Here is a 23,482-nt window from a genome sequence, read left to right as displayed (position 1 = left end):
TCGGCCGAGCGGCTCAGAGAGCCTCGCCGAAGCCGAAGGTTTCGGTCACATAGTCGATATCCTTGTCGCCGCGCCCCGACAGGTTCACGAGGATCGACTTGCCGGGATGCGCCTTGGCCTCGCGCATCGCGAAGGCCACCGCATGGGCGCTTTCCAGCGCGGGAATGATGCCTTCGCGGCGCGACAGCTCGAAGAAGGCTTTCAGCGCCTCGGCATCGTTGGCGGTGGTGTAGGTGACCCGTCCGCTGCGGTGCAGATGCGCGTGCTCCGGCCCGACCCCGGGATAGTCCAGCCCCGAGGCCACGGTGTGCACCGGTGCCGGTTCGCCATTCTCGTCCTTCAGCACGATGGTGCGGAACCCGTGGATGTCGCCATCCTCACCAAAGGCTATGGAGGCGGCGTGATCGCCCAGGTTGGACGAGGTGCCCGCGGGCTCGACCCCGTAAAGCGCCACGTCATCCTCGATGAAGCCCGAGAAGATCCCCATCGCGTTCGACCCGCCGCCGACGCAGGCCGCGACCATGTCGGGCAGCTCGCCGGTCATGTCCAGGAACTGTTCGCGCGCCTCGACCCCCACCACATGCTGGAAGTTGCGCACCATCATCGGGAAGGGATGCGGCCCCACCACCGACCCGATGGCGAAAAGCGCGTGATCGGCCTGGGCGATATAGCTTTGGAAACAGCTGTCCACGGCCTCTTTCAGCGAGCGACCGCCAAAACCCACCGGCACCACCTCGGCCCCCAGAAGCTTCATCCGGGTGACATTGGGCGCCTCCTTGGCGATGTCGATCTCGCCCATGTGGATTTCGCACTCCATGCCGAAATAGGCCGCGGCGGTGGCCAGCGCCACGCCATGCTGGCCCGCGCCGGTTTCGGCCATCAGCTTGGTCTTGCCCATGAACTTGGCCAGCAGGCCCTCGGCCATGCAATGGTTCAGCTTGTGTGCGCCGGTATGGTTCAGATCCTCGCGCTTGGCATAGATCTGCGCACCACCGCAAAGATCGCTGAGGTTCCTCAGGTACGAGACCGGCGTCGGCCGCCCCTGGAAATGGGTGCGGATATAGCGCAGCTCGCGGATGAAATCGGCCGATTTCGAGATCCGGTCATAGGCCTCGCGGATCTCGCCGAAATGCGGCTCCAGCGGCGGCGGCAGTGTGGCGCCGCCATAGCTGCCGAAAAAGCCGTCGCGCGTCGGTGTGGTCTTCAGGTAGGTCACGTCGTTTTTTCCCTCTGTCCAGGCCCGGGCGCGATCTGACACCCTGCGCCCGCCGGTCTCAAGACGCGAAAGCGACACATCGGGCGGCGCGGGGCCCGGATTTTCCTTGCCCGACGGTCCGGGGCGCCTAGGCTCGATCCCGGAGAGGAGGCCTCAGGACAAAGGAGGAGGAAAGATGGGAAAGCGCGATCAGCTGATCGAGAAATACGCGCAGGATCTCAGGACAAGATACGGGATGGAGCCCGACATGGATCTGCTGACCAAGGTCACCATCGGCTGCGGCCCGGCGATCTACGATGCCGATGCCGAGGTCGTGGCGGCCACCCAGCCGGGCGAGATCGAGACCGTGCGCCGCAATTTCCTGATCCGCAAGCTGGGCCTGCCCGACGGCCCCGATCTGGACGAGGCGATCCAGGCCGCGATCGAGACCTATGGCGTCTCGAACCCGCACAAGTACCGTGCCGTGCTGTACTACATGCTGGTCCTGCAATTCGGGAAGGAACACATTTACGGCTAGTTCCCGCCGGACGAACCGCAACAGAGTCCGCCCTGTCCCGGAACTGTTTCCAGCAAGTCGTATAAAATGCCAGGGACATTGGGTTTGTGCAAAGGACGTGGTCGGCGTATGGTCAATTCATGCCCGCCAGGATGGCAGGGCCCTCATAGAATTCACGTGTGGTGCGCTAGGGTGCACGTGGGGTGATGGAGGGTTCTGCACTTGCGGAACCCTCCATTCATAACCTCCCGCTCCGGCTCTGCCGCATCGCCTCTGGCGGAACTGTCCGCCATGCCGGTTGTTCTCGTCTTGGGGGATATCGATCCCCCGGACGCTTAAACGACCGGAGAATTTCCCATGAAAGCTTCGCCCGTAGTGACATCGTTCCACGATGAGGCCACAGGCAGCCTGCAATACGTGGTCCACGACCCCGCCACCCGCGAGGGCGTCGTGATCGACCCGGTTCTCGATTTCGATCCGGCCGAGGCTCGCGTCACGACCGCCAATGCCGACAGGATTCTCGACCATGTCCGGTCCGAGGGGCTGAGGATCGGCTGGGTGCTCGATACCCATCCCCATGCCGACCATTTCTCGGCGGCGCATTACCTCGGCTACGCGCTGGGCGCGCGGCGGGGCATCGGCGCGCGGGTGACCGAGGTGCAGGCGCTCTGGCGCGATCTTTACAACCTGCCCGAGGCTTTCCCCGCCGATGGCCGCGACTGGGACCGGCTGTTTCGCGAGGGCGACGAGATCGCGCTTGGGCAGATGACGCTGCGGGTGCTGACGACGCCGGGCCATACGCTGGCCTCGGTCAGCTATCTCGTGGGCGATGCTGCCTTCGTGGCCGATACCTTCCTGCGGCCGGGTGCCGGGACCGCGCGGGCGGATTTTCCGGGCGGCAGCGCCTCGGTCCTCTACGACTCGCTCGGGCGGCTCTTGTCGCTTCCGGACGAGACGCGGCTGTTCATCGGCCATGATTATCCCGACGAGGGCGCGGCGGTTCAGCCGATGGCGACGGTGGCCGAGCAGCGCCGGAACGTGCATCTCGACGGCGCGACGCGCGAGGACTTTCTGAAGACCCGGCAGGCGCGCGATGCGACCCTTTCCTTGCCAGACCGGATGCTGGCCGCGTTGCAGGTCAACCTGCGCGGCGGCCGCCTGCCCGAGCCCGAGGATGACGGGCGGTCCTATCTCAAGATCCCGCTGAACCGGTTCTGAGCAGCGGGCGGGCGGTCAAAGCCCGCCCATCTCGCAGACGATCCGCCATTCCTCGTCGGTCACCGGCTGCACCGAAAGGCGCGAATTGTTGACCAGGACCATGTCGGCCAGCCGCGGCTCGGCCTTGCACATGTCCAGCGTGACGGGCCGGGGCAAGGGCGCGACCGCCTTGATGTCGACGCAGTCCCAGCGCGGATCGTCGGCCTTGCTGTCGGGATGGGCCTCGGCGATCACCTCGACGATGCCGACCACGGCCTTTTCGCTGAGCGAATGGTAGAAGAAGCCCCGATCGCCGATCTTCATGGCCCGCATGGTGTTGCGGGCCTGATAGTTGCGCACGCCGTCCCATTCCTCGCCGGTCGCGCCTTTCGCGACCTGATCGTCCCAACTCCAGGTGTTGGGCTCGGATTTGAACAGCCAGAAGGCCATCAGCCGACGACCTTCTTCCAGGCCTGCACAGAGACGCTTTCGAACAGGCCCGCCCCGGCATAGGGATCGTTCGTGGCCCAGGCCTCGGCCGCCGCCTTGTCCGCGACATCGAGGATCACCAGCGACCCGCACATGTCGCCCGCGTCGTCGAGGAAGGGCCCGGCCTGCGCCACGACGCCGGTCTCGGCGACATAGGCCAGATGCGCCTCGCGATTGGCCTTGCGGATCTCCAGATGGCCGGGCTTGTCCCGGCAGATCAGCGCGAAATACATGGTCATTCCTCCTTCAGGGGGCGGCTCAGCAGGATCTTGACCGCCTCTTCGATGCTGCGGCGGCCGTCGATGACCTGGGCGACGCTTTGGGTCACCGGCATGTCGATGCCGCGCGCCTTGGCGATGGCGGCGACGGCGCGGGCGGTGGCCGCGCCCTCGACGGTCACATCGGGGTCGAACCAGGCGTTCTGCCCCAGCGCCACGCCATAGCCGAAATTGCGCGACTGCTGCGAGGTGCAGGTCAGCACCAGATCGCCGAAGCCCGACAGCCCGGCCAGCGTCTCGGGCTCGGCGCCATAGCTTTGGGCAAAGCGCTGCATTTCGGCGAAGCCCCGGGTGATCAGCGCGGCCCGCGCGCTTTCGCCAAGCCCGGTGCCGATGACGATGCCCGCGGCGATGGCCATCACGTTCTTCAGCGCGCCGCCCAGCTCGGCGCCCACGGTATCGGTGCTGCGGTACAGCCTGAGCGTCGGCGTCGACAGCCGTTCCTGCAACGCGAGGCCCGCCTCGGGATCGGCGCAGGCCAGCGTCAGCGCGGTCGGCAGCCCGCGGGCGATGTCGGCGGCAAAGCTGGGGCCCGTCAGCACGGCCGGGACCACCTCGGGGCAGGTTTCGGCGATGATCGCGCTCGGTCCCCGCCCGGTGGCCAGATCGACGCCCTTGCAGCAGGCGACCATGTGCCGGGCCTTCAGCACCGGCCCGTAAGTGTCGAGAACGCTTGACAGCACCTGCATCGGCGTCGTCAGCAGGATCAGGTCGCACTCGGCGATATCCGCGATCCGGGCCGAGACAGAAACGTTTTCAGGCAGCTGAACCCCCGGCAGGCGCGGGTTTTCGTTGCGGCTGCGGATCTCTTCGGCAAAGGCGGCCTCATGCGCCCAGATGGTCGCCTTGCGCCCGGATTGCGCCAGCACGACGCCCAGCGCCGTGCCGAAGGCCCCTGCCCCCGCGATTCCGATCCTTGTCATGCCTTGGCTCCTTTCTTGCCGGCCCCGATCAGCGCGGGGCTTCTTTTGTCAAGCGGCCAGCGCGGCCGGGCGGCCAGCGCCATGTCGTCGCGGGCACCGAGGCGAAAGCGTTCAAGCCCGGCCCAGGCGATCATCGCGGCATTGTCGGTGCAAAGCGACAGCGGCGGCGCCACGAAGGGCAGCCCGGCCCTGTCGGCCAGATCCTCCAGCGCGGCCCGGATCGCGCGGTTCGCCGCGACCCCGCCCGCGACGGCCAGCGCGGTCGCCTCGGGACAGGCGGCCAGTGCCCGGGCGGCCTTGCCGGCCAGCACGTCGCGCACCGCGGCCTGAAACCCGGCGCAGAGATCGGCGCGGTCCTGCACCGTGATCCCGCCCTTTTCGGCGACGATCCGGTCCCGGGCGCGCAGCAGCGCGGTCTTCAGCCCTGAAAACGACATGTCGCAGCCTGGCCGGTCCATCAGAGGCCGCGGAAAGGCAAAGCGCGCCGGATCGCCGGTTTCGGCGGTGCGCTCGACTGCAGGGCCGCCGGGCTGGGGCAGCGCCAGCAGCTTGGCGGTCTTGTCGAAGGCCTCGCCCGGCGCGTCGTCGATGGTGCCGCCGATCCGGGCAAACTCCTCGGGACCCGACACCGCCAGGAACTGGCAATGCCCGCCCGAAGCCAGCAGCATCAGATAGGGAAAGTCCAGCCCGTCGGTCAGCCTGGGCGTCAGCGCGTGCCCGGCCAGATGGTTGACGCCGACCAGCGGCAGCCCGGTCGCGGCGGCGATCCCCTTGGCGACCATCACCCCCGAGAGGACCCCGCCGATCAGCCCCGGCCCCGCGGTGACCGCCACCGCGTCGAGATCGCCGAACCCCAGACCGGCCTCGGCCATTGCGCGTTCGACGCAAAGATCCAGCCGTTCGGCATGGGCGCGGGCGGCAATCTCGGGCACCACGCCGCCATAGGCCGCGTGCAGCGCGGTCTGGCCCTCGACCACCGAGGCCAGAATTTCCGGCCTTTCGCCCGCGCGCAGGCGCACCAGGGCGGCGGCCGTATCGTCGCAGCTGCTCTCCAGCCCCAGGATCGTCAGTGTGTCGGCCATGGCTCTGCCGTTGCGTACCCGTCGGTCGGCAGGTAACACCACGGGGACCACAGGCACAATCCCGCGAGGAGGTACGCCTTGCCCCAGCATCCGCCGCTGCTTCTCATGACCCGGCCCCGGGCCCAGTCGGACCGCTTTGCCGACGCGTTCGTTCAGAGGTTCGGCACAGGCATCGCGATCCGCACGGCGCCGGTGCTTGACATCGTGCCGCGCACCGATCCGGTCTTGCTCGACGGTTTCGCGGGGGTGCTGTTCACGTCCGAGAACGGGGTCGCCGCGCTTGCGGCCGTCAATGGCGACCGGAGCCTGCCCGCCTATTGCGTGGGCGAGCGCACCGCCGATGCCGCCCGCGCCGCCGGGTTCCGCGCCACCGCGGCCGAGGGCACCGCGGCCTCGATGATCGCGCATTTCACCGCGCGGCCGCCGAAGGGGCGGCTTTTGCACCTGCGCGGCGAACATGCCCGGGTCGAGCTGGCCGAGGCGCTCAGTGCCATCGGCATCCCCACCGAGGAACGCATCGTCTACGCGCAGGAGGCCCTGCCCTTCCCGCCCGGGATCCTGGCCGAGATCGAGGCCGCGCCGCTGGTCCTGCTGCCGCTTTTCTCGCCCCGCTCGGCCCGGTTGGTGGCCGAGCGGCTGCGCGGATCGGGGGGGCGTCTGGCTCTGGTGAGCATGAGTGCCGCGGTCACGGCCTCCTGGGACGGGCCGGACCCGGTGGCCCTGATCGAGGCCGACCGGCCCGACGGCCCGGCGATGATGGACGGTCTGGCTGCGGTAATGGGCGCCGTGGGGGTGCCTTGAGGCCGTAACGGCGAGTCTTTAATGTGTGAGGCGGTGCGCGACGCGCGGTCTGAGACGAAGCGAATCGAAAGGCGGGTTCCCGTGGCTAAAACCGAAGACGAAACCGATTCCCTGGATACCAAGCCGTCGCATCCCGAAGGCGGACAGGAGCCCGGCGAAGGCCGGCTGGAAGCGGCCATCCGCACGGCGCGCGACCGCGATGAGGCGGACGAGCCGGTCGCCGACAGCCCCGAGCGCGCCGACGCGCCCTCCGAGGCCGCGCCCGTTCAGGACGAGGCGCCGGAAGAAAAGCCAATCGAAACGACACCGGAACCCGAGGCCCCGGCCGCTGGACCGGCCCCTGCTCCGTCCAAGCCGGGCCTGATCGGAGCGGTTTCCCCGGTTCTGGGCGGCATTCTGGCCGCGGGCATCGGCTTCGTCACCGCGCAATATATCCAGCCCGAGGGCTGGTCCTTCCCGGGCACCAGCGCCGGGCTGGGCGAGACGGGCATGGCGGCCCTGACCGCCAATGGCGACCGGCTCGACCGGATCGAGACCGCGCTGAACGGCCTGTCTGCGGGCGGCGGCAGCGAGGCGCTGGCCGGGCAGATCGACGCGCTTCAGACCGAGATCGGCAAGATCGCCGAGCAGGTCGCCGGGATCGACGCGCGCGTGACCGAGCTTGCCAATTCTCCGGCCGCAGCGGCCAGCGGCGAGGCGGCGGCCGCGCTCAAGGCCTATGAGGATCAGATTGCGCAGATGCGCGAGCAGAATGCCGAGCTCAGCGCCTCTGTGCAGCAGGTGGCCGAGAAGGCCGAGGCCGATATCGGCGCGGCGATGGACCGGGCCGCCCAGGTCGAGGCGCGCGGTGCCCTGATGCGGATCGACGCGGCGCTGGCCGACGGCTCGCCCTTTGCGCCCGCGCTGGGCCAGTTCGGGTCGATCGAGGTGCCCGAGGCACTGACGGCGGTGGCCGACAGCGGCGTCGCCACCCTGCCCGAGCTGCAATCAGAATTTCCGGCGGCGGCCCGGGCCGCGCTTGAAACCTCGCTCAAGGAGCAGGCCGCGGGCGGTGTCGGGGACAGGTTCAAGGCCTTCGTGCGCAGCCAGCTGGGCGTGCGCTCGCTGACGCCCAAGGAGGGCGACGATGCCGACGCGATCCTGTCGCGGGCCGAGGCGGCGCTGCGCAAGGACGATCTGGGAACGGCGCTGTCCGAACTCGACGGGCTTGATGCCGAGGCCAAGGCCGAGATGTCGGACTGGATCGGTGCCGCCCGTGCCCGCGCCAATGCCGTGGAGGCCGCGCAGAGCCTCGAGCAAACGCTGAACAGCAACTGAGGACGCGCGAAACATGCTCTGGTCCCTTCTCAAGATCCTCTTCTTCGTGATCCTCGTCGCCGCGCTTGCCTATGGGGCCGGCATCCTGATGGAGACGGGACCGGGCCTCAGGGTCGCGGTCGCGGACATGGAATTCGTGCTGGGCCCGCTGCAGGCGGTGATCCTGGCGCTGCTGACCGTGGTCGGCGTCTGGCTGCTGCTGCGCGTCGCCGGGTTCCTGGTGGCGCTGGTGCGCTTCCTGAACGGCGACGAAACCGCGATCAGCCGCTATTTCAGCCGCTCGCGCGAGCGTCGCGGGTTTCAGGCGCTGGCCGACGGCATGCTGGCACTCGCTTCGGGCGAGGCGCGGCTGGCGATGTCGAACGCCGCCAAGGCCGAACGCTTTCTGCGCCGGCCGGACCTGACCAACCTGCTGTCGGCCCAGGCGGCCGAGATGCTGGGCGACAAGGGCCGGGCCCGCGACATCTACAAGAAGCTTCTGGGCGACGACCGCACCCGTTTCGTGGGCGTGCGCGGGCTGATGAAACAGAAGCTTGCCGAGGGCGACACGGAAACCGCGATCAAGCTGGCGGAAAAGGCCTTCGTGCTGAAGCCGCGCCATGCCGAGACCCAGACCACGCTGTTGCAATTGCAGGCCAATGCCGAAGACTGGAAGGGCGCGCGCAAGACGCTGAACGCGAAACTCCGGCACGGCAATATCCCGCGCGACCTGCACCGGCGCCGCGATGCGGTGCTGGCGGTTTGCGAGGCGCGCGATCTGATGGTCGATGGCGACGAGCCGCGCGCCCGCGACCTGTCGATCGAGGCCAACAAGCTGTCGCCCGACCTGGTGCCCGCCGCGGTGATGGCGGCCCGGGCCTATCACGCGCAGGGCCGCGAAAAGCAGGCGGTGCGGGTGCTGCGCCGCGCCTGGGAGGCTCAGCCCCATCCCGACATCGCCGCGGCCTTCGCCGAACTGGTGCCCGACGAGACCCCGCAGGACCGGATTTTGCGTTTCGGCCAGCTGACCGATGTTCGGCCCGACGATCCCGAAACCCGGATGCTGACGGCCGAACTGGCCATCGCCGCCGAGGATTTCCCGGCCGCCCGCAAGGCGCTGGGCGATCTGGCCGACACCGCGCCGACGGTGCGCGCGCTGACCCTGATGGCGGCGATCGAGCGCGGTCTGGGCTCTGACGACGAGGTCGTGCGCGGCTTCCTGGCCAAGGCGCTGGGCGCTCCGCGCGGCCCGCAATGGGTTTGCGACAGCTGCGCCACGGTCCAGCCGGCCTGGGCGCCGGTCTGCGGCCATTGCGGCGGGTTCGACACGCTGGCCTGGAAGCCCGCGCCCGCGAACCAGGCGGCGCTGGCCGGGGCGTCGGACATGCTGCCGCTGCTGGTCGGCGGCGGTCTGGAAAAGTCGGTGGAGTAGGACAAAAAGGGTCTACACACCCTCCCGCGAGGGTGCTAAAGACCCCGCCACAGTGCCGGTGTAGCTCAGCTGGTAGAGCACGTCATTCGTAATGATGGGGTCGGGGGTTCGAGTCCCTTCACCGGCACCACTGATCGCAAAGAGGGTCGGCAGGTTTGGTCCCGCCGACCCTCTTTTCGTTTTCGCGCTCGCGCCGTGAATTGCCCCGTCCAGGGGAACCGCTCGGCCTTGCTGCTTCGAGGTTCCCGAGGCAGAGGATGCAGAGGCCGCCGGGCATTGTGCCGCGCGGCCAAGCGGAACGGAGGCGCGGCCATGAGCGACAGGGCAGGAATGCAGGAGGCTGCGCCGGAGCAGGCGGCCGAAAGGCTTCCCGCGCTGGTGGTGGGCGCGGGTCCGGCGGGCCTGATGGCGGCCGAGGCGCTGGGCGCGGCGGGCGTGCCGGTCGTCATCGCCGAGGCACTGGCCGCGCCCGCCCGCAAGTTCCTGATGGCGGGAAAATCGGGATTGAACCTGACCAGGGCTGAACCGTTCGAGCCCTTTCTGGCGGCCTATGCCGAGGCCGCGCCGCGGCTTCGGCCTATGCTTGAGGCGTTCGGCCCGGGCGAGGTCTGTCGCTGGGCCGAGGGGCTGGGCCAGCCGGTCTTTGCGGGCAGCACCGGCCGGGTCTTTCCGACCGCGATGAAGGCCTCCCCGCTCCTGCGGGCCTGGCTCGGGCGGCTCGCGGGACAGGGGGCGCAGCTCCGGCGGCGCTGGCACTGGGGCGGCTGGGACGGCGACGCCTCGGTCTTCGAGACGCCCGAGGGGCCGCGTCGGATGGCGGCCGGGGTCACGATCCTGGCCTTCGGCGGGGCGAGTTGGGCCAGGTTGGGGTCGACCGGGGCCTGGGCCGGGCCGCTTGCACAGGCAGGGTTGCCGCTGGCGCCCTTCGCGCCCGCCAATGTCGAGCTCAAGGTCGACTGGTCGGGGCCGATGGCCCGCCATTTCGGGCTGCCGGTCAAGGGCGTGGCGCTGCGGGCCGGCGCCGGGCCCTGGCACCGGGGCGAGTTCGTGATCTCGGCGCGCGGGCTCGAGGGCGGGGGCATCTATGCGCTGTCCCGGCCGCTGCGCGACGGGGCGCCGCTGGTCGCCGACCTGCTGCCTGACCGGACGCCCGACTGGGTGGCGGACCGGCTGTCGCGGCCACGCGGCAAGGCGAGCCTTTCGAACCATCTGCGCAAGGCGCTGGGGCTCGACCCGGCGCGGCTGGCGCTGCTGATGGAATTCGGCCGCCCGCTGCCCGAAGGGCCCGCACTGGCGGCGCGGATCAAGGCGCTGCCCATCGCCCATGCCGGGCCGCGCCCGATCGACGAGGCGATCTCGACCGCGGGCGGGCTGATGTGGGAGGCGCTCGATCCCGACCTGATGCTGACCGCGCGGCCTGGGACCTTCGCGGCCGGAGAGATGCTGGACTGGGAGGCGCCGACCGGCGGCTATCTGCTGACCGCTTGCCTGGCGACCGGCCGCTGGGCCGGGCAGGCGGCCGCGCGGCGGCTGGCGCGCTGAGCCCTCAGGCGGCCTGGGCGCGCCGGTAGGCGGGGCGGGTGCGCATCCGGGCCAGATACTCGGCCAGCCGGGGCTGGGTGATCGGGAAATGCGCGGCCTCGGCCCAGTCGCCGCAATGGGTCAGGATGATGTCCGGCACGGTCATCTCGGGACCCAGCAGGAACGGCCCGGGGCCCATGCGCCCGACCAGCACTTCCTGGCTGCGGGTGAATTCCCATTTCAGGCTGTCCTTGATCGCCGATTGCCGCAGCTCTTCGGGCAGCACGAAACTGTGCCGCGCCGCCATCCACAGCGCCGAGTCGAATTCGTCCAGCAGGAACTGAGTCATGCTGTCCTGAATGGCGCGCTCGATGGTGCCCGCCTGCTGCGTCATCTGCCCGTGCCGGTCGGCCAGAAAGGTCAAAATCGCGGTCGAATCGAGGATCGGCACCCCGTCGGCGATCAGCACCGGCACCTTGCCCGCGGGATTGAGCGCCACCACATCCTCGGACCGGGGCAGCGCGGGCACATGCTCGTAGTCGAGCCCCAGTTCCTCCATCAGCCACAGCACCCGCCGTGCGCGACTGTTGCCGCTGCCAATGACCCGATACATCGCCACATCCCCCTTGGCACGTTCCTCAGGGGTTCCAGCAAATCGCGGCGCGGTCAAGCGCGCCGCGACGCCAGAACCGCCAGCTTGACGAGGCTGCGTTCGATCAGGGCCATCTGCGGGGCGCGCTGGGACGAACGGAGCTGCAGGTCGGTGTCAAGCAGCAGCCCCAGCGCCTGTTCCAGCCGGTGCATGCCCCAGCCCTGCGCCTGCCGCACCATCCGGTCGCGCGCCTTGAAATGGACCGGCGGGCGCAGCCGGTTGATGCCCGAGGCTGCGCCGTCGGGATCGGCGGCGGCGGCGTGCAACTGGCGGAAATGCCGGGTCGCGGCGATGCAAAGCGTGACCGGCGCCATCCCCTGCGCCTGCAACCGGCGCAGCAGCGGGCCGATCTCGGCGGTCTTCGCCTCGGCCACCGCATGGATCAGAGCATCGGCCTCGGCCTCGGTCGAACGCGGCGCACAGGCGGCCACGTCCTCGGGCGTCAGCGGCGCGGGATCGTTCAGCTTGTAAAGCGCGACCTTCTCGACGGTCTGGCGGAAATCGCCGGGATCGAGCGCGGTGGCCAGATCGAGAAGCGTCCCCATCGCCGCGCGGTCGACCGTCCCCAGCCCGGCTTCGGCCAGCATCGCCTCGATCTCGGGGCGGCCGGGCGGGTCGTCGTAGATGCCGATGGCATAGGCCTCGGGATGGGCTTCGAACGCTTTCCGAAGCGCCGATTTCGGTGGCAGTTGGCGCGCGGTCAGCACGATCTGCGCGTCGCCCTTCTGCCAGTCGGCCAGCGCCCCGAGGATCCGGTCGGCCAGCGCATCGGTCGCCTCGTCCAGGAAGACCACGCGAGGCCCGGGAAAGAAGCCGCGCGCCTTGACCGCATCGGTCAGCGCCGCCGGGTCGGCGCGCAGGTCGGCGGCGGACAGCCGGGTGAGCCGCATCTCTTCCTCGGCATTCGGGCCCAGAAGGGCGGCGATCACCTGCTGGCGCTTCAGCGCCACGCGCATCGCGTCATTGCCATAGATCAGAAGCCCCGCGCGATCCGGCTCGGGCCGGGCGAAATACCCCGTGGCCTCCCGTGGGGAAAGCTTCATTGCGCCCAGGTGCCGGAGGTAGCGAGAAGCCGCGTCACCACTTCATCGGCGAGAATGACCATCAGCCGCCGGTAGGCGTCCCGCTCGGCGGCGCGGGTCGCGACCGTGCTGCCGGTCGCCGAATAGGCGGTGAAGGACGCGACCTCGCCCGATTGCACCACCTGCCCGCTGTCGAGATCGCGCAGCTGGAAGCCGACCCGCCCGGTGATGTTGTAGCGGGTGGTGTCCTGCTCGGCGGTGACGCCGAGGCCTTCGCTTTCGGTGTCGATGCTGTAGGCCAGCCGCCAGCGGGGCGCCTCGGCCCGGCCAAGCCGGGTCTCGAGCTCTTCGACCAGCAGGAAGCCCACCACCGAGTCGGGCGCATCGACCGCGATCCTGCCGCGCAGCCCGTCGGCCGGGCCGCCGGGCCCGTAGACCGGACGAAAGCCGCAGCCCGCCAGGGCGAGCCCCGCGGCGGTCAGCCCGGATACGAGAAAGGCGCGGCGGTCAGACGACGACATTGACGATGCGGCCCGGGACGACGATCAGCTTCTTCGGGGCGCCGCCATTCAGCGCCTTGATCACAGCATCGTCGGCGAGCACCAGCTTTTCAACCTCTTCCTTGGGCATGTCCCTGGCCACCTGGATCTCGGACCGGCGCTTGCCGTTGATCTGGATCGGCAGCGTCACCGTATCCTCGACCAGCATCGCCGGATCGGCCTTGGGCCAGGGCGCCTCGGCCGCCAGCCCGGGATTGCCCAGCGCCTCCCAGACCTCTTCGGCCAGGTGCGGGGTCATCGGCGCCATCAGCTGCGCCATGACCGTCGCGGCCTCTCGTCGCGCGGCAAGGGAGGCCGTGGATTTGGCCAGGGTATTGGTAAAGGCGTAAAGTTTTGCCACCGAGGTATTGAAGCCGAAACTTTCGATACCCATTGTCACATCGTGGATGGTTTTGTGCAGGGCGCGGCGGAGGGCCAGGTCGTCTCCCCCCCTTTCGGCCGCGCCCGGGCCGTTCGCATCGGCTGACGCGGCTGCCGGCGCCTCTTCCTCATAGGCCGCGATGCCGCCGCCGTTCATCTCTTCGACAAGGCCTTCGGCAATGCGCCAGACCCGGCCCAGATGCCGGAACGCCGCCTCGGCGCCCGCCGCCGTCCATTCGACGTCGCGTTCGGGCGGGCTGTCGGACAGCACGAACCAGCGCGCGGTATCCGCCCCGAAGGCCTGGATGATGTTGACCGGGTCGACGACGTTCTTCTTCGATTTCGACATCTTGGCCGAGGGGACCGCCCTAATACGCAGGCGAGGGTCTAGTTCCCGAAAGAACTCTTCGAGATCTTCTTGGGACGTCGAATTAGGGTAGCGCTCTTCAAAGAGTTGCCGTGGAACGGCTACGCGACCTAGAGGAAAGGAGCCTCGAAACTCTTCGAGAACATCACCCTTTAGGTCAAAAGCAATCACCTCTTCAGGAAGAAAATAGCGAGAGCGGAAGGTGTGAACGGGATGATCAGCTGGCTGGGGCTGTGTCATGCCAATATATTCTTGCCCCTGAAAAGCTTCTCTGACCTCATAGATCTCGTGCGTCACCATGCCCTGGGTGAACAGCGCATCGAAGGGCTCGATTGCCTTTTTCGGCAGATGGCCGGTGATCTGCATCGCCCGGGCGAAGAAGCGCGAATAAAGCAGGTGCAGGATCGCATGTTCGATCCCGCCGATATACTGGTCGACATTCATCCAGTAGTCGGCCTCGGCCATCTTGGTCGGGGTGGCCGCGTGGGGTGCCGTGAAGCGCGCGAAATACCAGGACGAATCGACGAAAGTATCCATCGTGTCGGTTTCGCGCTTCGCGGGCTTGCCGCAGCTCGGGCAGGCACAGTCCCGCCAGGTCGGGTGCCGGTCCAGCGGGTTGCCGGGCTGGTCGAAGGTCACGTCGTCGGGCAGGCGGACCGGCAGGTTTTCCTTCTTCTCGGGCACCACGCCGCACTCGGGGCAATGCACCACCGGAATCGGGCAGCCCCAGTAGCGTTGCCGCGACAGGCCCCAGTCGCGCAGGCGGAACTTGGTCACGCCCTGGCCGATGCCTTTCCCTTCGCAATGGCGAATCGCGGCCTCGATGGCCTCTTCGCCGCTGGCGATCTCGTCCCAGGCAAAGGCTTTCAGCCAGCGGACCCTTTCGGGCTTCGCCGGTACGAAAGCCTCGGTGCCGACCGGCGTGCCGCCGTCCAGCGCCACGAAGGTGTCGATCACCGGAAGACCGTATTTCCGCGCGAAATCGAGGTCGCGCTGGTCATGCGCCGGGCAGCCGAAGATGGCGCCGGTGCCGTAATCCATCAGGATGAAGTTGGCGATGTAGACCGGCAGTTCCCACGTCTCGTCAAAGGGATGGCGCACGGTCAGCCCGGTGTCGAAGCCCTTCTTCTCGGCCTTTTCCAGCTCTTCTTCCGAGGTGCCCATGCGGCGGCACTCGGCGCAGAAGGAAGCGACCTCGGGGTTCTCGGCCTCCAGCGCCTTGGCCAGCGGGTGATCGGGCGAGATGCCCAGAAAGCTTGCCCCCATCAGCGTGTCGGGCCGGGTGGTATAGACCTCGACCCGGTCGAAGCCCGAAGGCGCGTCGACCAGATCGAAGCCCATCTGCAACCCGCGGCTGCGGCCGATCCAGTTGCGCTGCATCAGCTTGACCTTCTCGGGCCAGTTGTCGAGCCCGTCCAGCGCCTCCAGCAGCTCCTCGGCGAAATCCGAGATCTTGAAGAACCATTGCGTCAGCTCGCGCCGTTCCACCGGCGCGCCCGACCGCCAGCCCTTGCCCTCGATCACCTGCTCGTTGGCCAGAACGGTCATGTCGACCGGGTCCCAGTTCACGGTCGCGTTCTTGCGATAGACCAGCCCCGCGCCCAGCATGTCGATGAACATCGCCTGCTGCTGGCCGTAATATTCGGGATCGCAGGTGGCGAATTCGCGCGACCAGTCGATGCTGAGGCCCAGCGGCTTCATCTGCGCGCGCATGTCGGCGATGTTGCCATAGGTCCAGTCCTTGGGATGGCCGCCCCGCTCCATCGCGGCGTTCTCGGCGGGCATCCCGAAGGCGTCCCAGCCCATCGGGTGCAACACGCTGAACCCGCAGGACATCTTGTAGCGCGCGACCACGTCGCCCATCGTGTAGTTGCGCACATGGCCCATGTGGATGCGCCCCGAGGGGTAGGGGAACATCTCGAGCACGTAGTATTTCGGCCGGGCTTCGTCGCGGGTGGCGGCGAAGGTGCCGCCCGCCTCCCATGCGGATTGCCATTTCGGCTCGATCTCGGCTGGGGTGTAGCGCGCCATGTCTTGCGGTCCTCGGTGCTTCGTTTGCGGGCGGTCGGTGCGGGGTACGGCGATGTCAATAGTCGCGCAGGCGCAAGGCGTCCAGAGCCGCCTGCGCCACGTGGCCGTATCAAGCCCGCATGTCCGGGCGGGCTTCGGAAGAAGGCTAGAGCCGGCTGTCGCGGACGCGAAGCTGGCGGGCGCGGGTCAGGATCGCGTCCTCGACGGCGCGCACGGTTTCCTGGCTGACGGCGCCGCCCTTCGATTGCAGCGACACCTTCAGCGACCGCGCATCGAGCGCGGGGTCCTGCACATAGACGGTGGCACGATAGGCCCGACCGCCGCCGGGCGGGGTGCCGTAATCGGTCGCGATCACGCCGGTAAAGGGATCGACCGACCGAATCGGCAGGAAGTTCAACACTTCCAGCGAGGCCTGCCAGAGGTACTTGTTGACCTCGACGGTCACATTGGGGTCGTCACTGTTGAACAGATCCCAGACCGACGACGACGTCTTGCGCTCGCGTTCGACTTCGGCCATCGGCGTGTTCTCGTACTGAGCATCCAGATTGGCCTGCCGCGCCTCGGGGCTGGAACTGCCGCCGAACCATCCGCCGCCGCAGCCCGAAAGACCGGCCGTTGCCACGGCGATCAGCGCCACGCGCGAGAAGCTGGAAACGGTCATTCTCACTATCCCCTTCGATCCTTTTCGGGTCTTTACCGGAGGCATGGAAAGCCGACAAGGTTTTTCCCTTTTCAAAGGCTCGTTTGCGCGCGCGTCCCGCGGCAAGGCCGACAGCGGGTGCGGCAGGCTGTTCCGAGGCCCGCCGGGGCAGGACCCGCTGTGTGGCATCGCTGCATCAATCGGGCGGAGCGTTCGCGGTCCCGGACCGTGTTCCTTGCAATTCAGGGGGGGAGGAGCGACACCACCAACATACTCAGTTCGGGGCTCCGGCCTGAGGTGCATCTAGAAACGAATGAGGGAAAACCATGAAAAAGGTTCTCTTCGCGACCACCGCGCTGGTTGCCTCGGCCGGCTTCGCTGCGGCTGACATCACCTTCTCGGGCTCGGCGGAAATGGGTATCGTCGGCGGCGGCAAAGACGCCCCGGGCGTCAGCACTTTTGTCGGTAACGGCGACGACTCCACCACCGAATTCAACAACGACTTCACCCTGACGGTCGTCGGCTCGGGCCAGACCGACAGCGGCCTGTCCTTCGGGATCTCGGTCGACTTCTCGACCGAAGCCGAGCCGAACGCAAACGGCAACGTCACGCTCGACAACGAAGCCGTGTTCATCTCGGGCGACTTCGGCACCCTGACCCTGGGTGAAATCGACGGCGCCGTCGACAAGCGCCTGACCGAAGCCCACAACGCTGTCGGCCAGTACAGCATCGGCGACGACGAAACCGTTCACGCCGGCTACCAGGGCTCGTATGGCGACGCCGCCTACGACAACCAGATCCTGCGCTACGACTACGCCTTCGGCGACTTCGGCTTCTCGGCGTCGATGGAACTGAACGACGACGACAGCGGCACCGACGACGCCGACAACGGCTACGCCCTGGCGATCAGCTACAACACCGACATGGGCGGCGTTGGCCTCGGCTTCGGCCTCGGCTACCAATACCTGGAAGCTGGCCTCGGCGGCTGGGCTCCGGGCAACCTGGAAGACTACACCACTCTGACTTGGGCCGCTGGCACCGAAGTCGACATCATTGCCGCGACCGTGTCGGCCGACTTCAACAACGGCTTCAAAGCCGGGTTCGAATACTCGAACTACGATCCGAGCGGCGCTGGCAACTCGGATATCGACCACTATGCGGTCGGCCTGGGCTACACCATGGACGCGCTGTCGGTGGGCGTGAGCTACGGCAAGTTTGAAGCCGACATCGGCGATGCCGATGGCTGGGCTCTGACTGCGGCCTACGATCTGGGCGGCGGCGCCGCGATCGTCGCTGGCTACAGCGACTCGGACGTGGACAATGTGGACGGCGACTTCGAGACCTACTCGCTCGGCGTTGCGATGTCCTTCTAAGTCCAACCGGACTTCGAATTGGGAAGAGCGGGCCTTCGGGTCCGCTCTTTTCATTTGCGGGGCGGCGTTCGGCGCCCGGCGCGAAATCGACAAGGCGGCGGCGGCGTGCTACCCCGGCCCCGACACCGCCCCGGAAGGAGTTCGACCATGCTGCCGCTGAGCCAGACCGAGACGAAGCGCCGCTTCGACGAGGCGCAGCGGCTGCAGCGCGCGGGCCGGATCGAGGCGGCCGAAGCGGCCTATCGCGCGCTTCTCGACGGTCAGCCCGGACTGGCCGAGGCCGCGGTCCAGCTTGGCAGGATCGCTTTGGCACGCGGTGCCGCGGACGAGGCCGCCGCCCGGTTCGAAACGGCGCGCAAGGCCCGGCCCGCCGAGGCTGCGATCTGGCAGATGGAGGCCGGGGCGCTGGCCCGGCTTGGCGATCCCGCCCGGACCACGCGCTTTCTGAAGGCCGCGCGCAAGGCAGGGCTGCCCGCGGCGCTGCTTTCGACGCTCGAGGCCCGGCTTGCCCCCGCGAAAGGCGGCGCCCCGCTTGGGTCGGCGCCGCCGCAGGCAGCCGAGGCGGTGCTGGCCGCGTTGCGCGCGGGCCGCCCCGGCGAAGCCGAACGGCGCGCCGAGGCCCTGACCCGGGCGCATCCCGATTCGGCGGTGGCCTTTGCCCTGCTGGCCGCTGCCCGGGTCGATCAGGGCAAGACCGCCGCGGCCCGCGCGAGCTTTGAGGCGGGGCTGGCGCTGGCGCCCGACTACCCCGAATTGCGCAGTGGGCTCGGTCGGCTTCTGGTCCGGACCGGCGACGTGGCGGCGGGCGTCCGGCACCTGGAGGCCGCACTGGCGCGCGCGCCGAAGAACCCGCTGACGCTGGTCGCGCTGGGCGAGGGGCTCGCCCGGCTCGGGCGGAAGGCCGAGGCCGAGGCGGCGCTTCGCCGGGCGGTGGCGGCCGAGCCCCGTTATCTCGACGGGCATCTGGCACTGGCGCATCTGCTGATGGAGACCGGAGACCCGGCGGCGGCCGAGAAAGTCCTGGAGGCCGCGATGGCGGCCGGGCATGACCGCGCCATCGTCCGTGTCCGCCTGGCCGAGGCGCAGGCCAAGCAAGGCCGCACCGAGACCGCGCGGGGCAGTTTCGACGCCGCGATTGCGGCCGAGCCGGGTCTGGCGCTGGGCTACAGTCTGCGCGGCATGCTGCTGCAATCGCTGGGTGAGTTTGCCGCCGCCGAGGCGGATTTCCGGCAGGCCATCGCGCTGGAGCCCCGCAACGGCGAGCATTACCGGACCATGCTGGCCACCTACAAGGTGACGCCCGAAGATCCTCTGCTGGCCCGGATGGAGGCGCTTTTCGCCGATCCGGCGCTGGGTGACGAAAGCCGGATGCATCTGGGATTCGCGCTGTCGCGCGCGATGGAGCAGATCAAGGCGCATGACCGGGTCTTCACCTATCTTCGGCCCGCCAATGACCTGATGCGGGCGCGGCATCCCTATGACATCGCCGAACGCCGGGCCGAGATCGACGCGGTGATGGCCGCCTTCGAGGGCACCGATTTTTCTGAGCGAAAAATCGAGGGCGTCGCGGAGTACGCGCCGATTTTCGTCACCGGCATGCCCCGCTCGGGCACCACTCTGGTCGAGCAGATCGTGGCCAGTCATTCGCGGGTCACGGGCGGCGGCGAAATCGTCTATGTGGCGGCCGAGGCGATGAAGCTGCTGCAGGGGACGGACGGATTGCGGCCGCTCGACCGGATCGGCGATGCCGAGATCGCGGCGCTGGGCCATCGCATCGAGACAGAGTTCCGGAGCCGGTTTCCGGGGTCGGATCTGGTGAGCGACAAGTCGATCCAGACCTATATGGTGGCCGGGCTGGTCCGGCTGGCGCTGCCCCGCGCCCGGATCGTGGTCGTGCATCGCGATCCGCGCGACATCTGCCTGTCGATCTACAAGAACATGTTTGCCGAGGGCACGCACCGCTACGCGACCAACCTGCGCGATCTGGGGCTGTACTACCGGATGTTCCTCGAGATGATCGCTTTCTGGCGCAGGAAGCTGCCCGGCGATCTTTACGAGATCCGCTATGAGGACCTGATCGCCGATCCCGAGACCCAGGCCCGGGCGCTGGTCGCGGCCTGCGGTCTGGACTGGCAGGACAATTGCCTGAATTTCCACAAGACCGAGCGCCGGGTGGCGACGCTGAGCCTCGCCCAGGTGCGGCAGCCGATCTATGCCACCTCGATGAAGGCCTGGCAGCGGCATGCCGACGAGCTGGCCGAGCTGACCGAGGCGCTGGGCGATGCAATCGGAGACGACAATGGGGCTTGAGGATATTCGCGCGCGGCTGGCAAAAGCGGAACGGGCGGCCGGGCGCGCGCCCGGGTCGGTGACGTTGATCGCCGTCTCGAAGGTGCAGCCGCTGGAGCGGGTCGAGGCGGTGCTGGAGGAGGGCCAGCGCATCTTCGGCGAGAACAAGGTGCAGGAGGCCGCGGGCAAGTGGCCGACCTTTCGCGAGCGGTTCGCAGGGGTCGAATTGCACCTGATCGGCCCGCTGCAAAGCAACAAGTCGCGGCAGGCGGTTGAGCTTTTCGATGCGATCCACTCGCTCGACCGGCTCAGGCTGGCCCGGCGGCTGGCCGATCACGCGCAGGAGCGGGGCGGCTGCCCGGATCTCTTCGTCCAGGTGAATACCGGGGAGGAGGCGCAGAAGGCTGGGGTGCTGCCCACCGAGGCGGATGCCTTTGTCGCCGAATGCCGGGGGATGGATCTGCCGGTGCGGGGGCTGATGTGCATTCCGCCGGTCGAGGAGACGCCATCCCTGCATTTCGCGCTTCTGGCGAAGATCGCGGCGCGGAACGGGCTTTCGGGCCTTTCCATGGGCATGAGCGACGATTTCGAACAGGCTGTCGCGCTGGGGGCGACGCATGTGCGCGTGGGCAGCGCGATCTTCGGCGCCCGCAGCTACAGCTGAACGGGCGGCCGATTTTTCTGCGAAAAATCGCGTCCGGCGCGGATCCGAGCCGCTGCCGACCATATCCCGACTTCGGCGCTGGCGATGGAACGGTCACTTGCCCCACCATGTATGTTATACTATATCGTATAATATAGTGTATCATCCGAGTGCCAAATGGCCGACCGCCTTCCCGTAACCGTCCTTTCCGGTTTTCTCGGGGCCGGAAAGACCACGCTCCTCAACCATGTGCTGAAAACCCGTGAGGGCCGCCGGATGGCGGTGAACCGCGCCCGGATCAGGGCCCTGCTCGACCGGTGGATGGTGCCCGAGACGCGGTTCTACCCGGAAGCCGGGGCGCGGCCACCCGACCCGTTCTCGCACTGGGGCCGTCGGGCGTGACCGGCAACGCGAGCAGTCCGTTGCGGCGAAGGCGGCGGCATTGCCCGATGGCGGCGCATGATCGCCTGCCTGCCCCGGCCCGGGCCTGGGTGGCCCGGGCGGTTTTGCCTTGGAGCGCCGCCTCGGTCGCGCGGATCTGGGCACGCGCCCTGGCCGAGACCGGGTCGGAAGCCGAAGCGCTGGCCCGCCTCGACGCGGCCGAGCGGGCGACGCTCGACCGCGAGGCGGGCGCCCTGAGGCGCTGACCTTTCCCGCTCTGTCGAGACGTCGTGAACCGTACCTGCTTGCCTCTGCCGGGCGAAACCTTATCTTCCTAATCATTAGCAGGGTAATTAAAGGCGATCCGGCGATGCAGGCCGTTCAGAAGACGTTTCTGCCCGAGGTGTTCCGGCTGGTGCGGGGGATCCGCAAGCGGTTCAATGCGCGCGCCACCGCGCTTGACATGACCTATGCGCGGGCACAGGCGCTGGTCACCATCGCCGGTTGCGAGGGGCTGACCCAGGTCGAACTGGCCGAGCGGCTGGATATCCGGACGCCCTCGATGAACCGCACCCTCGATGCGCTCGAGGCGGCGGGTCTGGTCGAACGTCGCTTCTCGGCCGAGGACAAGCGGGTGCGCTGCCTCTATCTGACGGCGGACGCCCGTCGGCAGGCGCGAGATGTCACGGAGTTCACCGACGATCTGCGGCGAGAGGTCTATCGCGGCATCGATCCCGACGAGCTTGACCGGGCGCTGGCGACGATCCGCAAGATCCAGCGGAACCTCGATGCGATGGGCGCCCGTTGAGCGAGACGCCGCCATCCGCCCCTCCCGTGCCAGAACCTCCGCCTTTCGTGCCGAAACCGCTGCCGCTGGCCCTGGCCTATATCGGCGCCTCGCTTTTCATCGGCGTCTCGCAGTCGCTGGGGCAGGGCTTTCTGGCGGCCAATATCCCGACGTTGGCCGGCGAGCTTGGCGCCACCCAAAGCCAGACTTCCTGGCTGATCGTGGCCTTCATGGCCCCGCGCGCTTCGTTGCCGCTGATGCTGATCAAGATCCGGGCGCAATACGGGCTGCGCCGCTTTGCCGAAGTGTCCATCGCGCTTTATGCGGCGGTGGCGCTTCTGAGCCTGCTGACCGTCGATCTGCGCTCGGCGCTGGCGGTCGAGCTGCTGTCGGGGATCTCGGCGGCGCCCTTGTCGACGCTGGCCATCCTCTATGCGCTGGAACCGCTGCCGCAGCGGCTGAAGATGAGGCTGGGCCTGCCATGCGCGCTGACCTTCATGTCGCTCGGCATGCCGCTGGCGCGGGCGCTGAGCCCCGGGATCCTCACCGATGGCAGCTGGACCAGCATCCTGCTGCTCAAGCTCGGCATGTCGATGGTCTGCCTGTGTCTGGTGTTCCGCCTGCCGCTGCCGCATGGCGACCGGGTCCGGGTGATCCGGGGGCTCGACCTGATCTCCTTCGGACTGATCGCCGTCGCGTTCGGCGGGCTCGTCTCCTGCTTTACCACCGGATACATCTACTGGTGGACCGCTGCGCCCTGGATCGGACCGGTGCTGGCGCTGTCGATCGCCGGAGTGGTGGCGGCGCTGGTGATCGAGCTGCATCGCAAGGCGCCGCTTCTGGACGTGCGCTGGCTGACGACGCCCGAGATCCTGCATCTCAGCGCGGCGCTGCTGGTCTTCCGGATCATCCTGTCCGAACAGACCGCCGGGGCGCCCGGCCTGTTTCAGGCGCTGGGCTACGCGCCCGAACAGATCGCGCCGCTGTTCTGGGTGATCTCGCTGGCCACCGTGGCGGGCGGCGCCGCCTGCGCGCTGGTGATGAAGATCGAGCGCGTGCCCGCGATTCATGTCGTGGCGCTTCTGCTGATCGCGGTCGGCTCGGCGCTGGAGGCCCATGCCAATTCCGATGTCAGCCCGGCCCAGCGGATGCTGAGCCAGGGCATGGTCGGCTTCGCCGCCGCGCTGTTCCTGCCGTCGGCGATGGCGGCCGGGCTGGTCAAGGCGCTCGGCAAGGGCCCGCAATATCTGCTGAGCTTTGTCATCGTGTTCCTGTCGAGCCAGATCCTTGGCGGGACCATCGGCTCGGGGCTTTACCGGACCTTCGTGGCTGCCCGGACCACGGCCCATGCGCAGTGGATCGACGCCCAGCTGCAGGTCGGCGACCCGCTTGTGGCCGGGCGGCTGGCCGAGATCCGGGCGCAGCTTTCCTCCAGCGTCAGCGACCCGGGCCAGTTGCAGATCCAGGCGGTCGCCCGGCTGGCATCCGACGTCACCCGCGAGGCCACGGTTTCCGCCTATAACGATGTGTCTGCCCTGGTCTCGACGCTGGCTTTCTGCGCGCTTGCCGCACTTCTGGGCCATGTCGCCCGCGACTGGTTGCGGGCGCGGATGGCCGGCCCCGGCGCCGCCCCCGAATGAGGTTTC

At 68.3% G+C, this 23,482-nt stretch carries 22 protein-coding genes, 1 tRNA gene and 1 pseudogene; 14 read left to right on the top strand and 10 right to left on the bottom strand.

What is annotated here, in order from left to right:
- Nucleotides 1-13 precede the first annotated feature (13 nt).
- Nucleotides 14-1,216 carry a tryptophan synthase subunit beta gene (gene trpB / locus EV657_RS05075; RefSeq protein WP_134077323.1) on the bottom strand — a complete coding sequence of 401 codons (1,203 nt, stop codon included), beginning with the start codon at nt 1,214-1,216 and terminating at the stop codon, nt 14-16.
- A 175-nt stretch (nt 1,217-1,391) separates the two neighbouring features.
- On the opposite strand from trpB, the gene EV657_RS05070 reads away from it, so the two are divergent.
- Together EV657_RS05070 and EV657_RS05065 are read left to right on the top strand one after the other, a co-directional pair.
- Nucleotides 1,392-1,733 (top strand): DUF2853 family protein, encoded by a 342-nt coding sequence (locus EV657_RS05070; protein ID WP_075784112.1) that lies wholly within the window; start codon nt 1,392-1,394, stop codon nt 1,731-1,733.
- Nucleotides 1,734-2,069: 336 nt separating this feature from the next.
- Nucleotides 2,070-2,930 (top strand): MBL fold metallo-hydrolase, encoded by an 861-nt coding sequence (locus EV657_RS05065; protein ID WP_134077322.1) that lies wholly within the window; start codon nt 2,070-2,072, stop codon nt 2,928-2,930.
- A gap of 15 nt (nt 2,931-2,945) precedes the next feature.
- Here the strand turns inward: EV657_RS05065 and EV657_RS05060 are convergent, their stop codons facing one another.
- The 4 genes from EV657_RS05060 to tsaD are packed head-to-tail and all read right to left on the bottom strand — an operon-like array spanning nt 2,946 to nt 5,681.
- Nucleotides 2,946-3,359 carry an EVE domain-containing protein gene (locus EV657_RS05060; protein ID WP_134077321.1) on the bottom strand — a complete coding sequence of 138 codons (414 nt, stop codon included), beginning with the start codon at nt 3,357-3,359 and terminating at the stop codon, nt 2,946-2,948.
- Nucleotides 3,359-3,631 carry a YciI family protein gene (locus tag EV657_RS05055; RefSeq protein WP_113669493.1) on the bottom strand — a complete coding sequence of 91 codons (273 nt, stop codon included), beginning with the start codon at nt 3,629-3,631 and terminating at the stop codon, nt 3,359-3,361. Before EV657_RS05055 ends, EV657_RS05060 begins: the two co-directional genes overlap by 1 nt.
- 2 nt (nt 3,632-3,633) lie before the next feature.
- Complete coding sequence (locus EV657_RS05050; protein WP_075784108.1) at nt 3,634-4,599, bottom strand: NAD(P)H-dependent glycerol-3-phosphate dehydrogenase; 966 nt, start codon at nt 4,597-4,599, stop codon at nt 3,634-3,636.
- Nucleotides 4,596-5,681 carry a tRNA (adenosine(37)-N6)-threonylcarbamoyltransferase complex transferase subunit TsaD gene (tsaD, locus tag EV657_RS05045; protein WP_134077320.1) on the bottom strand — a complete coding sequence of 362 codons (1,086 nt, stop codon included), beginning with the start codon at nt 5,679-5,681 and terminating at the stop codon, nt 4,596-4,598. Before tsaD ends, EV657_RS05050 begins: the two co-directional genes overlap by 4 nt.
- A gap of 78 nt (nt 5,682-5,759) precedes the next feature.
- Here tsaD and EV657_RS05040 point away from each other — a divergent pair, with 78 nt between their 5' ends.
- The 5 genes from EV657_RS05040 to EV657_RS05020 all read left to right on the top strand — a co-directional run bounded on the left by EV657_RS05040 (nt 5,760) and on the right by EV657_RS05020 (nt 10,752).
- Nucleotides 5,760-6,482 carry a uroporphyrinogen-III synthase gene (locus tag EV657_RS05040; protein ID WP_113669495.1) on the top strand — a complete coding sequence of 241 codons (723 nt, stop codon included), beginning with the start codon at nt 5,760-5,762 and terminating at the stop codon, nt 6,480-6,482.
- Between the two features lie 81 nt (nt 6,483-6,563).
- Complete coding sequence (locus tag EV657_RS05035; protein WP_113669496.1) at nt 6,564-7,799, top strand: COG4223 family protein; 1,236 nt, start codon at nt 6,564-6,566, stop codon at nt 7,797-7,799.
- Between the two features lie 13 nt (nt 7,800-7,812).
- Entirely contained in the window at nt 7,813-9,210 is a 1,398-nt protein-coding gene (locus EV657_RS05030; RefSeq protein ID WP_134077319.1) for a heme biosynthesis protein HemY, read from the top strand.
- Between the two features lie 54 nt (nt 9,211-9,264).
- Nucleotides 9,265-9,340, top strand: a tRNA-Thr gene (locus EV657_RS05025).
- Nucleotides 9,341-9,522: 182 nt separating this feature from the next.
- Complete coding sequence (locus EV657_RS05020; protein WP_134077318.1) at nt 9,523-10,752, top strand: TIGR03862 family flavoprotein; 1,230 nt, start codon at nt 9,523-9,525, stop codon at nt 10,750-10,752.
- A 4-nt stretch (nt 10,753-10,756) separates the two neighbouring features.
- Here the strand turns inward: EV657_RS05020 and EV657_RS05015 are convergent, their stop codons facing one another.
- From EV657_RS05015 to EV657_RS04995, 5 genes are all read right to left on the bottom strand, one after another.
- The gene (locus EV657_RS05015) at nt 10,757-11,344 is read right to left on the bottom strand and encodes a glutathione S-transferase family protein (protein ID WP_134077317.1); all 588 of its coding nucleotides are present in this window, start codon (nt 11,342-11,344) and stop codon (nt 10,757-10,759) included.
- Nucleotides 11,345-11,397: 53 nt separating this feature from the next.
- Nucleotides 11,398-12,426, bottom strand: a complete 1,029-nt coding sequence (gene holA / locus EV657_RS05010; RefSeq protein ID WP_113669500.1) for a DNA polymerase III subunit delta — start codon at nt 12,424-12,426, stop codon at nt 11,398-11,400.
- On the bottom strand, nt 12,423-12,926 hold the full coding sequence (gene lptE, locus EV657_RS05005; protein WP_134077316.1) for an LPS assembly lipoprotein LptE: 504 nt from the start codon (nt 12,924-12,926) through the stop codon (nt 12,423-12,425). Before lptE ends, holA begins: the two co-directional genes overlap by 4 nt.
- Complete coding sequence (leuS, locus tag EV657_RS05000) at nt 12,913-15,723, bottom strand: leucine--tRNA ligase (RefSeq protein WP_134077315.1); 2,811 nt, start codon at nt 15,721-15,723, stop codon at nt 12,913-12,915. The genes lptE and leuS overlap by 14 nt, the downstream gene beginning before the upstream one ends.
- A 145-nt stretch (nt 15,724-15,868) precedes the next feature.
- Nucleotides 15,869-16,384, bottom strand: coding sequence for a DUF3576 domain-containing protein (locus EV657_RS04995; RefSeq protein WP_075784099.1), 516 nt, complete (start codon nt 16,382-16,384; stop codon nt 15,869-15,871).
- A 305-nt stretch (nt 16,385-16,689) separates the two neighbouring features.
- Between EV657_RS04995 and EV657_RS04990 the strand changes: the two genes are divergently transcribed.
- The 7 genes and pseudogenes from EV657_RS04990 to EV657_RS04960 all read left to right on the top strand — a co-directional run bounded on the left by EV657_RS04990 (nt 16,690) and on the right by EV657_RS04960 (nt 23,476).
- Entirely contained in the window at nt 16,690-17,736 is a 1,047-nt protein-coding gene (locus EV657_RS04990) for a porin (RefSeq protein ID WP_134077314.1), read from the top strand.
- 147 nt (nt 17,737-17,883) lie between these two features.
- Entirely contained in the window at nt 17,884-20,046 is a 2,163-nt protein-coding gene (locus EV657_RS04985; RefSeq protein WP_134077313.1) for a tetratricopeptide repeat-containing sulfotransferase family protein, read from the top strand.
- Nucleotides 20,036-20,689 (top strand): YggS family pyridoxal phosphate-dependent enzyme, encoded by a 654-nt coding sequence (locus EV657_RS04980; protein WP_134077374.1) that lies wholly within the window; start codon nt 20,036-20,038, stop codon nt 20,687-20,689. The genes EV657_RS04985 and EV657_RS04980 overlap by 11 nt, the downstream gene beginning before the upstream one ends.
- A gap of 156 nt (nt 20,690-20,845) precedes the next feature.
- Nucleotides 20,846-20,953 (top strand): annotated as a pseudogene (locus EV657_RS22500) (GTP-binding protein); the annotation flags it as partial.
- Nucleotides 20,954-21,066: 113 nt separating this feature from the next.
- Nucleotides 21,067-21,315 carry a DUF6525 family protein gene (locus tag EV657_RS04970; protein WP_256714592.1) on the top strand — a complete coding sequence of 83 codons (249 nt, stop codon included), beginning with the start codon at nt 21,067-21,069 and terminating at the stop codon, nt 21,313-21,315.
- Between the two features lie 104 nt (nt 21,316-21,419).
- Nucleotides 21,420-21,857, top strand: a complete 438-nt coding sequence (locus EV657_RS04965; protein ID WP_075784094.1) for a MarR family winged helix-turn-helix transcriptional regulator — start codon at nt 21,420-21,422, stop codon at nt 21,855-21,857.
- Between the two features lie 47 nt (nt 21,858-21,904).
- On the top strand, nt 21,905-23,476 hold the full coding sequence (locus EV657_RS04960; protein ID WP_243837486.1) for an MFS transporter: 1,572 nt from the start codon (nt 21,905-21,907) through the stop codon (nt 23,474-23,476).
- The last annotated feature ends 6 nt before the right edge of the window (nt 23,477-23,482 follow it).

Origin of the sequence: Rhodovulum visakhapatnamense (assembly GCF_004365965.1) — a bacterium.
Taxonomy (GTDB): domain Bacteria; phylum Pseudomonadota; class Alphaproteobacteria; order Rhodobacterales; family Rhodobacteraceae; genus Rhodovulum; species Rhodovulum visakhapatnamense.
The sequence above is the reverse complement of the archived record's forward strand: the minus strand, read 5'-3'. Positions and strand labels throughout refer to the sequence as shown.

What these genes read in the sequence shown, in the direction of transcription:
- EV657_RS05070 (WP_075784112.1), top strand. Translation starts at nt 1,392, where the DNA reads ATGGGAAAGCGCGATCAGCTGATCGAGAAATACGCGCAGGATCTCAGG.
- EV657_RS05065 (WP_134077322.1), top strand. Translation starts at nt 2,070, where the DNA reads ATGAAAGCTTCGCCCGTAGTGACATCGTTCCACGATGAGGCCACAGGC.
- EV657_RS05060 (WP_134077321.1), bottom strand. Translation starts at nt 3,359, where the DNA reads ATGGCCTTCTGGCTGTTCAAATCCGAGCCCAACACCTGGAGTTGGGAC.
- EV657_RS05055 (WP_113669493.1), bottom strand. Translation starts at nt 3,631, where the DNA reads ATGTATTTCGCGCTGATCTGCCGGGACAAGCCCGGCCATCTGGAGATC.
- EV657_RS05050 (WP_075784108.1), bottom strand. Translation starts at nt 4,599, where the DNA reads ATGACAAGGATCGGAATCGCGGGGGCAGGGGCCTTCGGCACGGCGCTG.
- tsaD (WP_134077320.1), bottom strand. Translation starts at nt 5,681, where the DNA reads ATGGCCGACACACTGACGATCCTGGGGCTGGAGAGCAGCTGCGACGAT.
- EV657_RS05030 (WP_134077319.1), top strand. Translation starts at nt 7,813, where the DNA reads ATGCTCTGGTCCCTTCTCAAGATCCTCTTCTTCGTGATCCTCGTCGCC.
- EV657_RS05020 (WP_134077318.1), top strand. Translation starts at nt 9,523, where the DNA reads ATGAGCGACAGGGCAGGAATGCAGGAGGCTGCGCCGGAGCAGGCGGCC.
- EV657_RS05015 (WP_134077317.1), bottom strand. Translation starts at nt 11,344, where the DNA reads ATGTATCGGGTCATTGGCAGCGGCAACAGTCGCGCACGGCGGGTGCTG.
- holA (WP_113669500.1), bottom strand. Translation starts at nt 12,426, where the DNA reads ATGAAGCTTTCCCCACGGGAGGCCACGGGGTATTTCGCCCGGCCCGAG.
- lptE (WP_134077316.1), bottom strand. Translation starts at nt 12,926, where the DNA reads ATGTCGTCGTCTGACCGCCGCGCCTTTCTCGTATCCGGGCTGACCGCC.
- leuS (WP_134077315.1), bottom strand. Translation starts at nt 15,723, where the DNA reads ATGGCGCGCTACACCCCAGCCGAGATCGAGCCGAAATGGCAATCCGCA.
- EV657_RS04995 (WP_075784099.1), bottom strand. Translation starts at nt 16,384, where the DNA reads ATGACCGTTTCCAGCTTCTCGCGCGTGGCGCTGATCGCCGTGGCAACG.
- EV657_RS04990 (WP_134077314.1), top strand. Translation starts at nt 16,690, where the DNA reads ATGAAAAAGGTTCTCTTCGCGACCACCGCGCTGGTTGCCTCGGCCGGC.
- EV657_RS04985 (WP_134077313.1), top strand. Translation starts at nt 17,884, where the DNA reads ATGCTGCCGCTGAGCCAGACCGAGACGAAGCGCCGCTTCGACGAGGCG.
- EV657_RS04980 (WP_134077374.1), top strand. Translation starts at nt 20,036, where the DNA reads ATGGGGCTTGAGGATATTCGCGCGCGGCTGGCAAAAGCGGAACGGGCG.
- EV657_RS04965 (WP_075784094.1), top strand. Translation starts at nt 21,420, where the DNA reads ATGCAGGCCGTTCAGAAGACGTTTCTGCCCGAGGTGTTCCGGCTGGTG.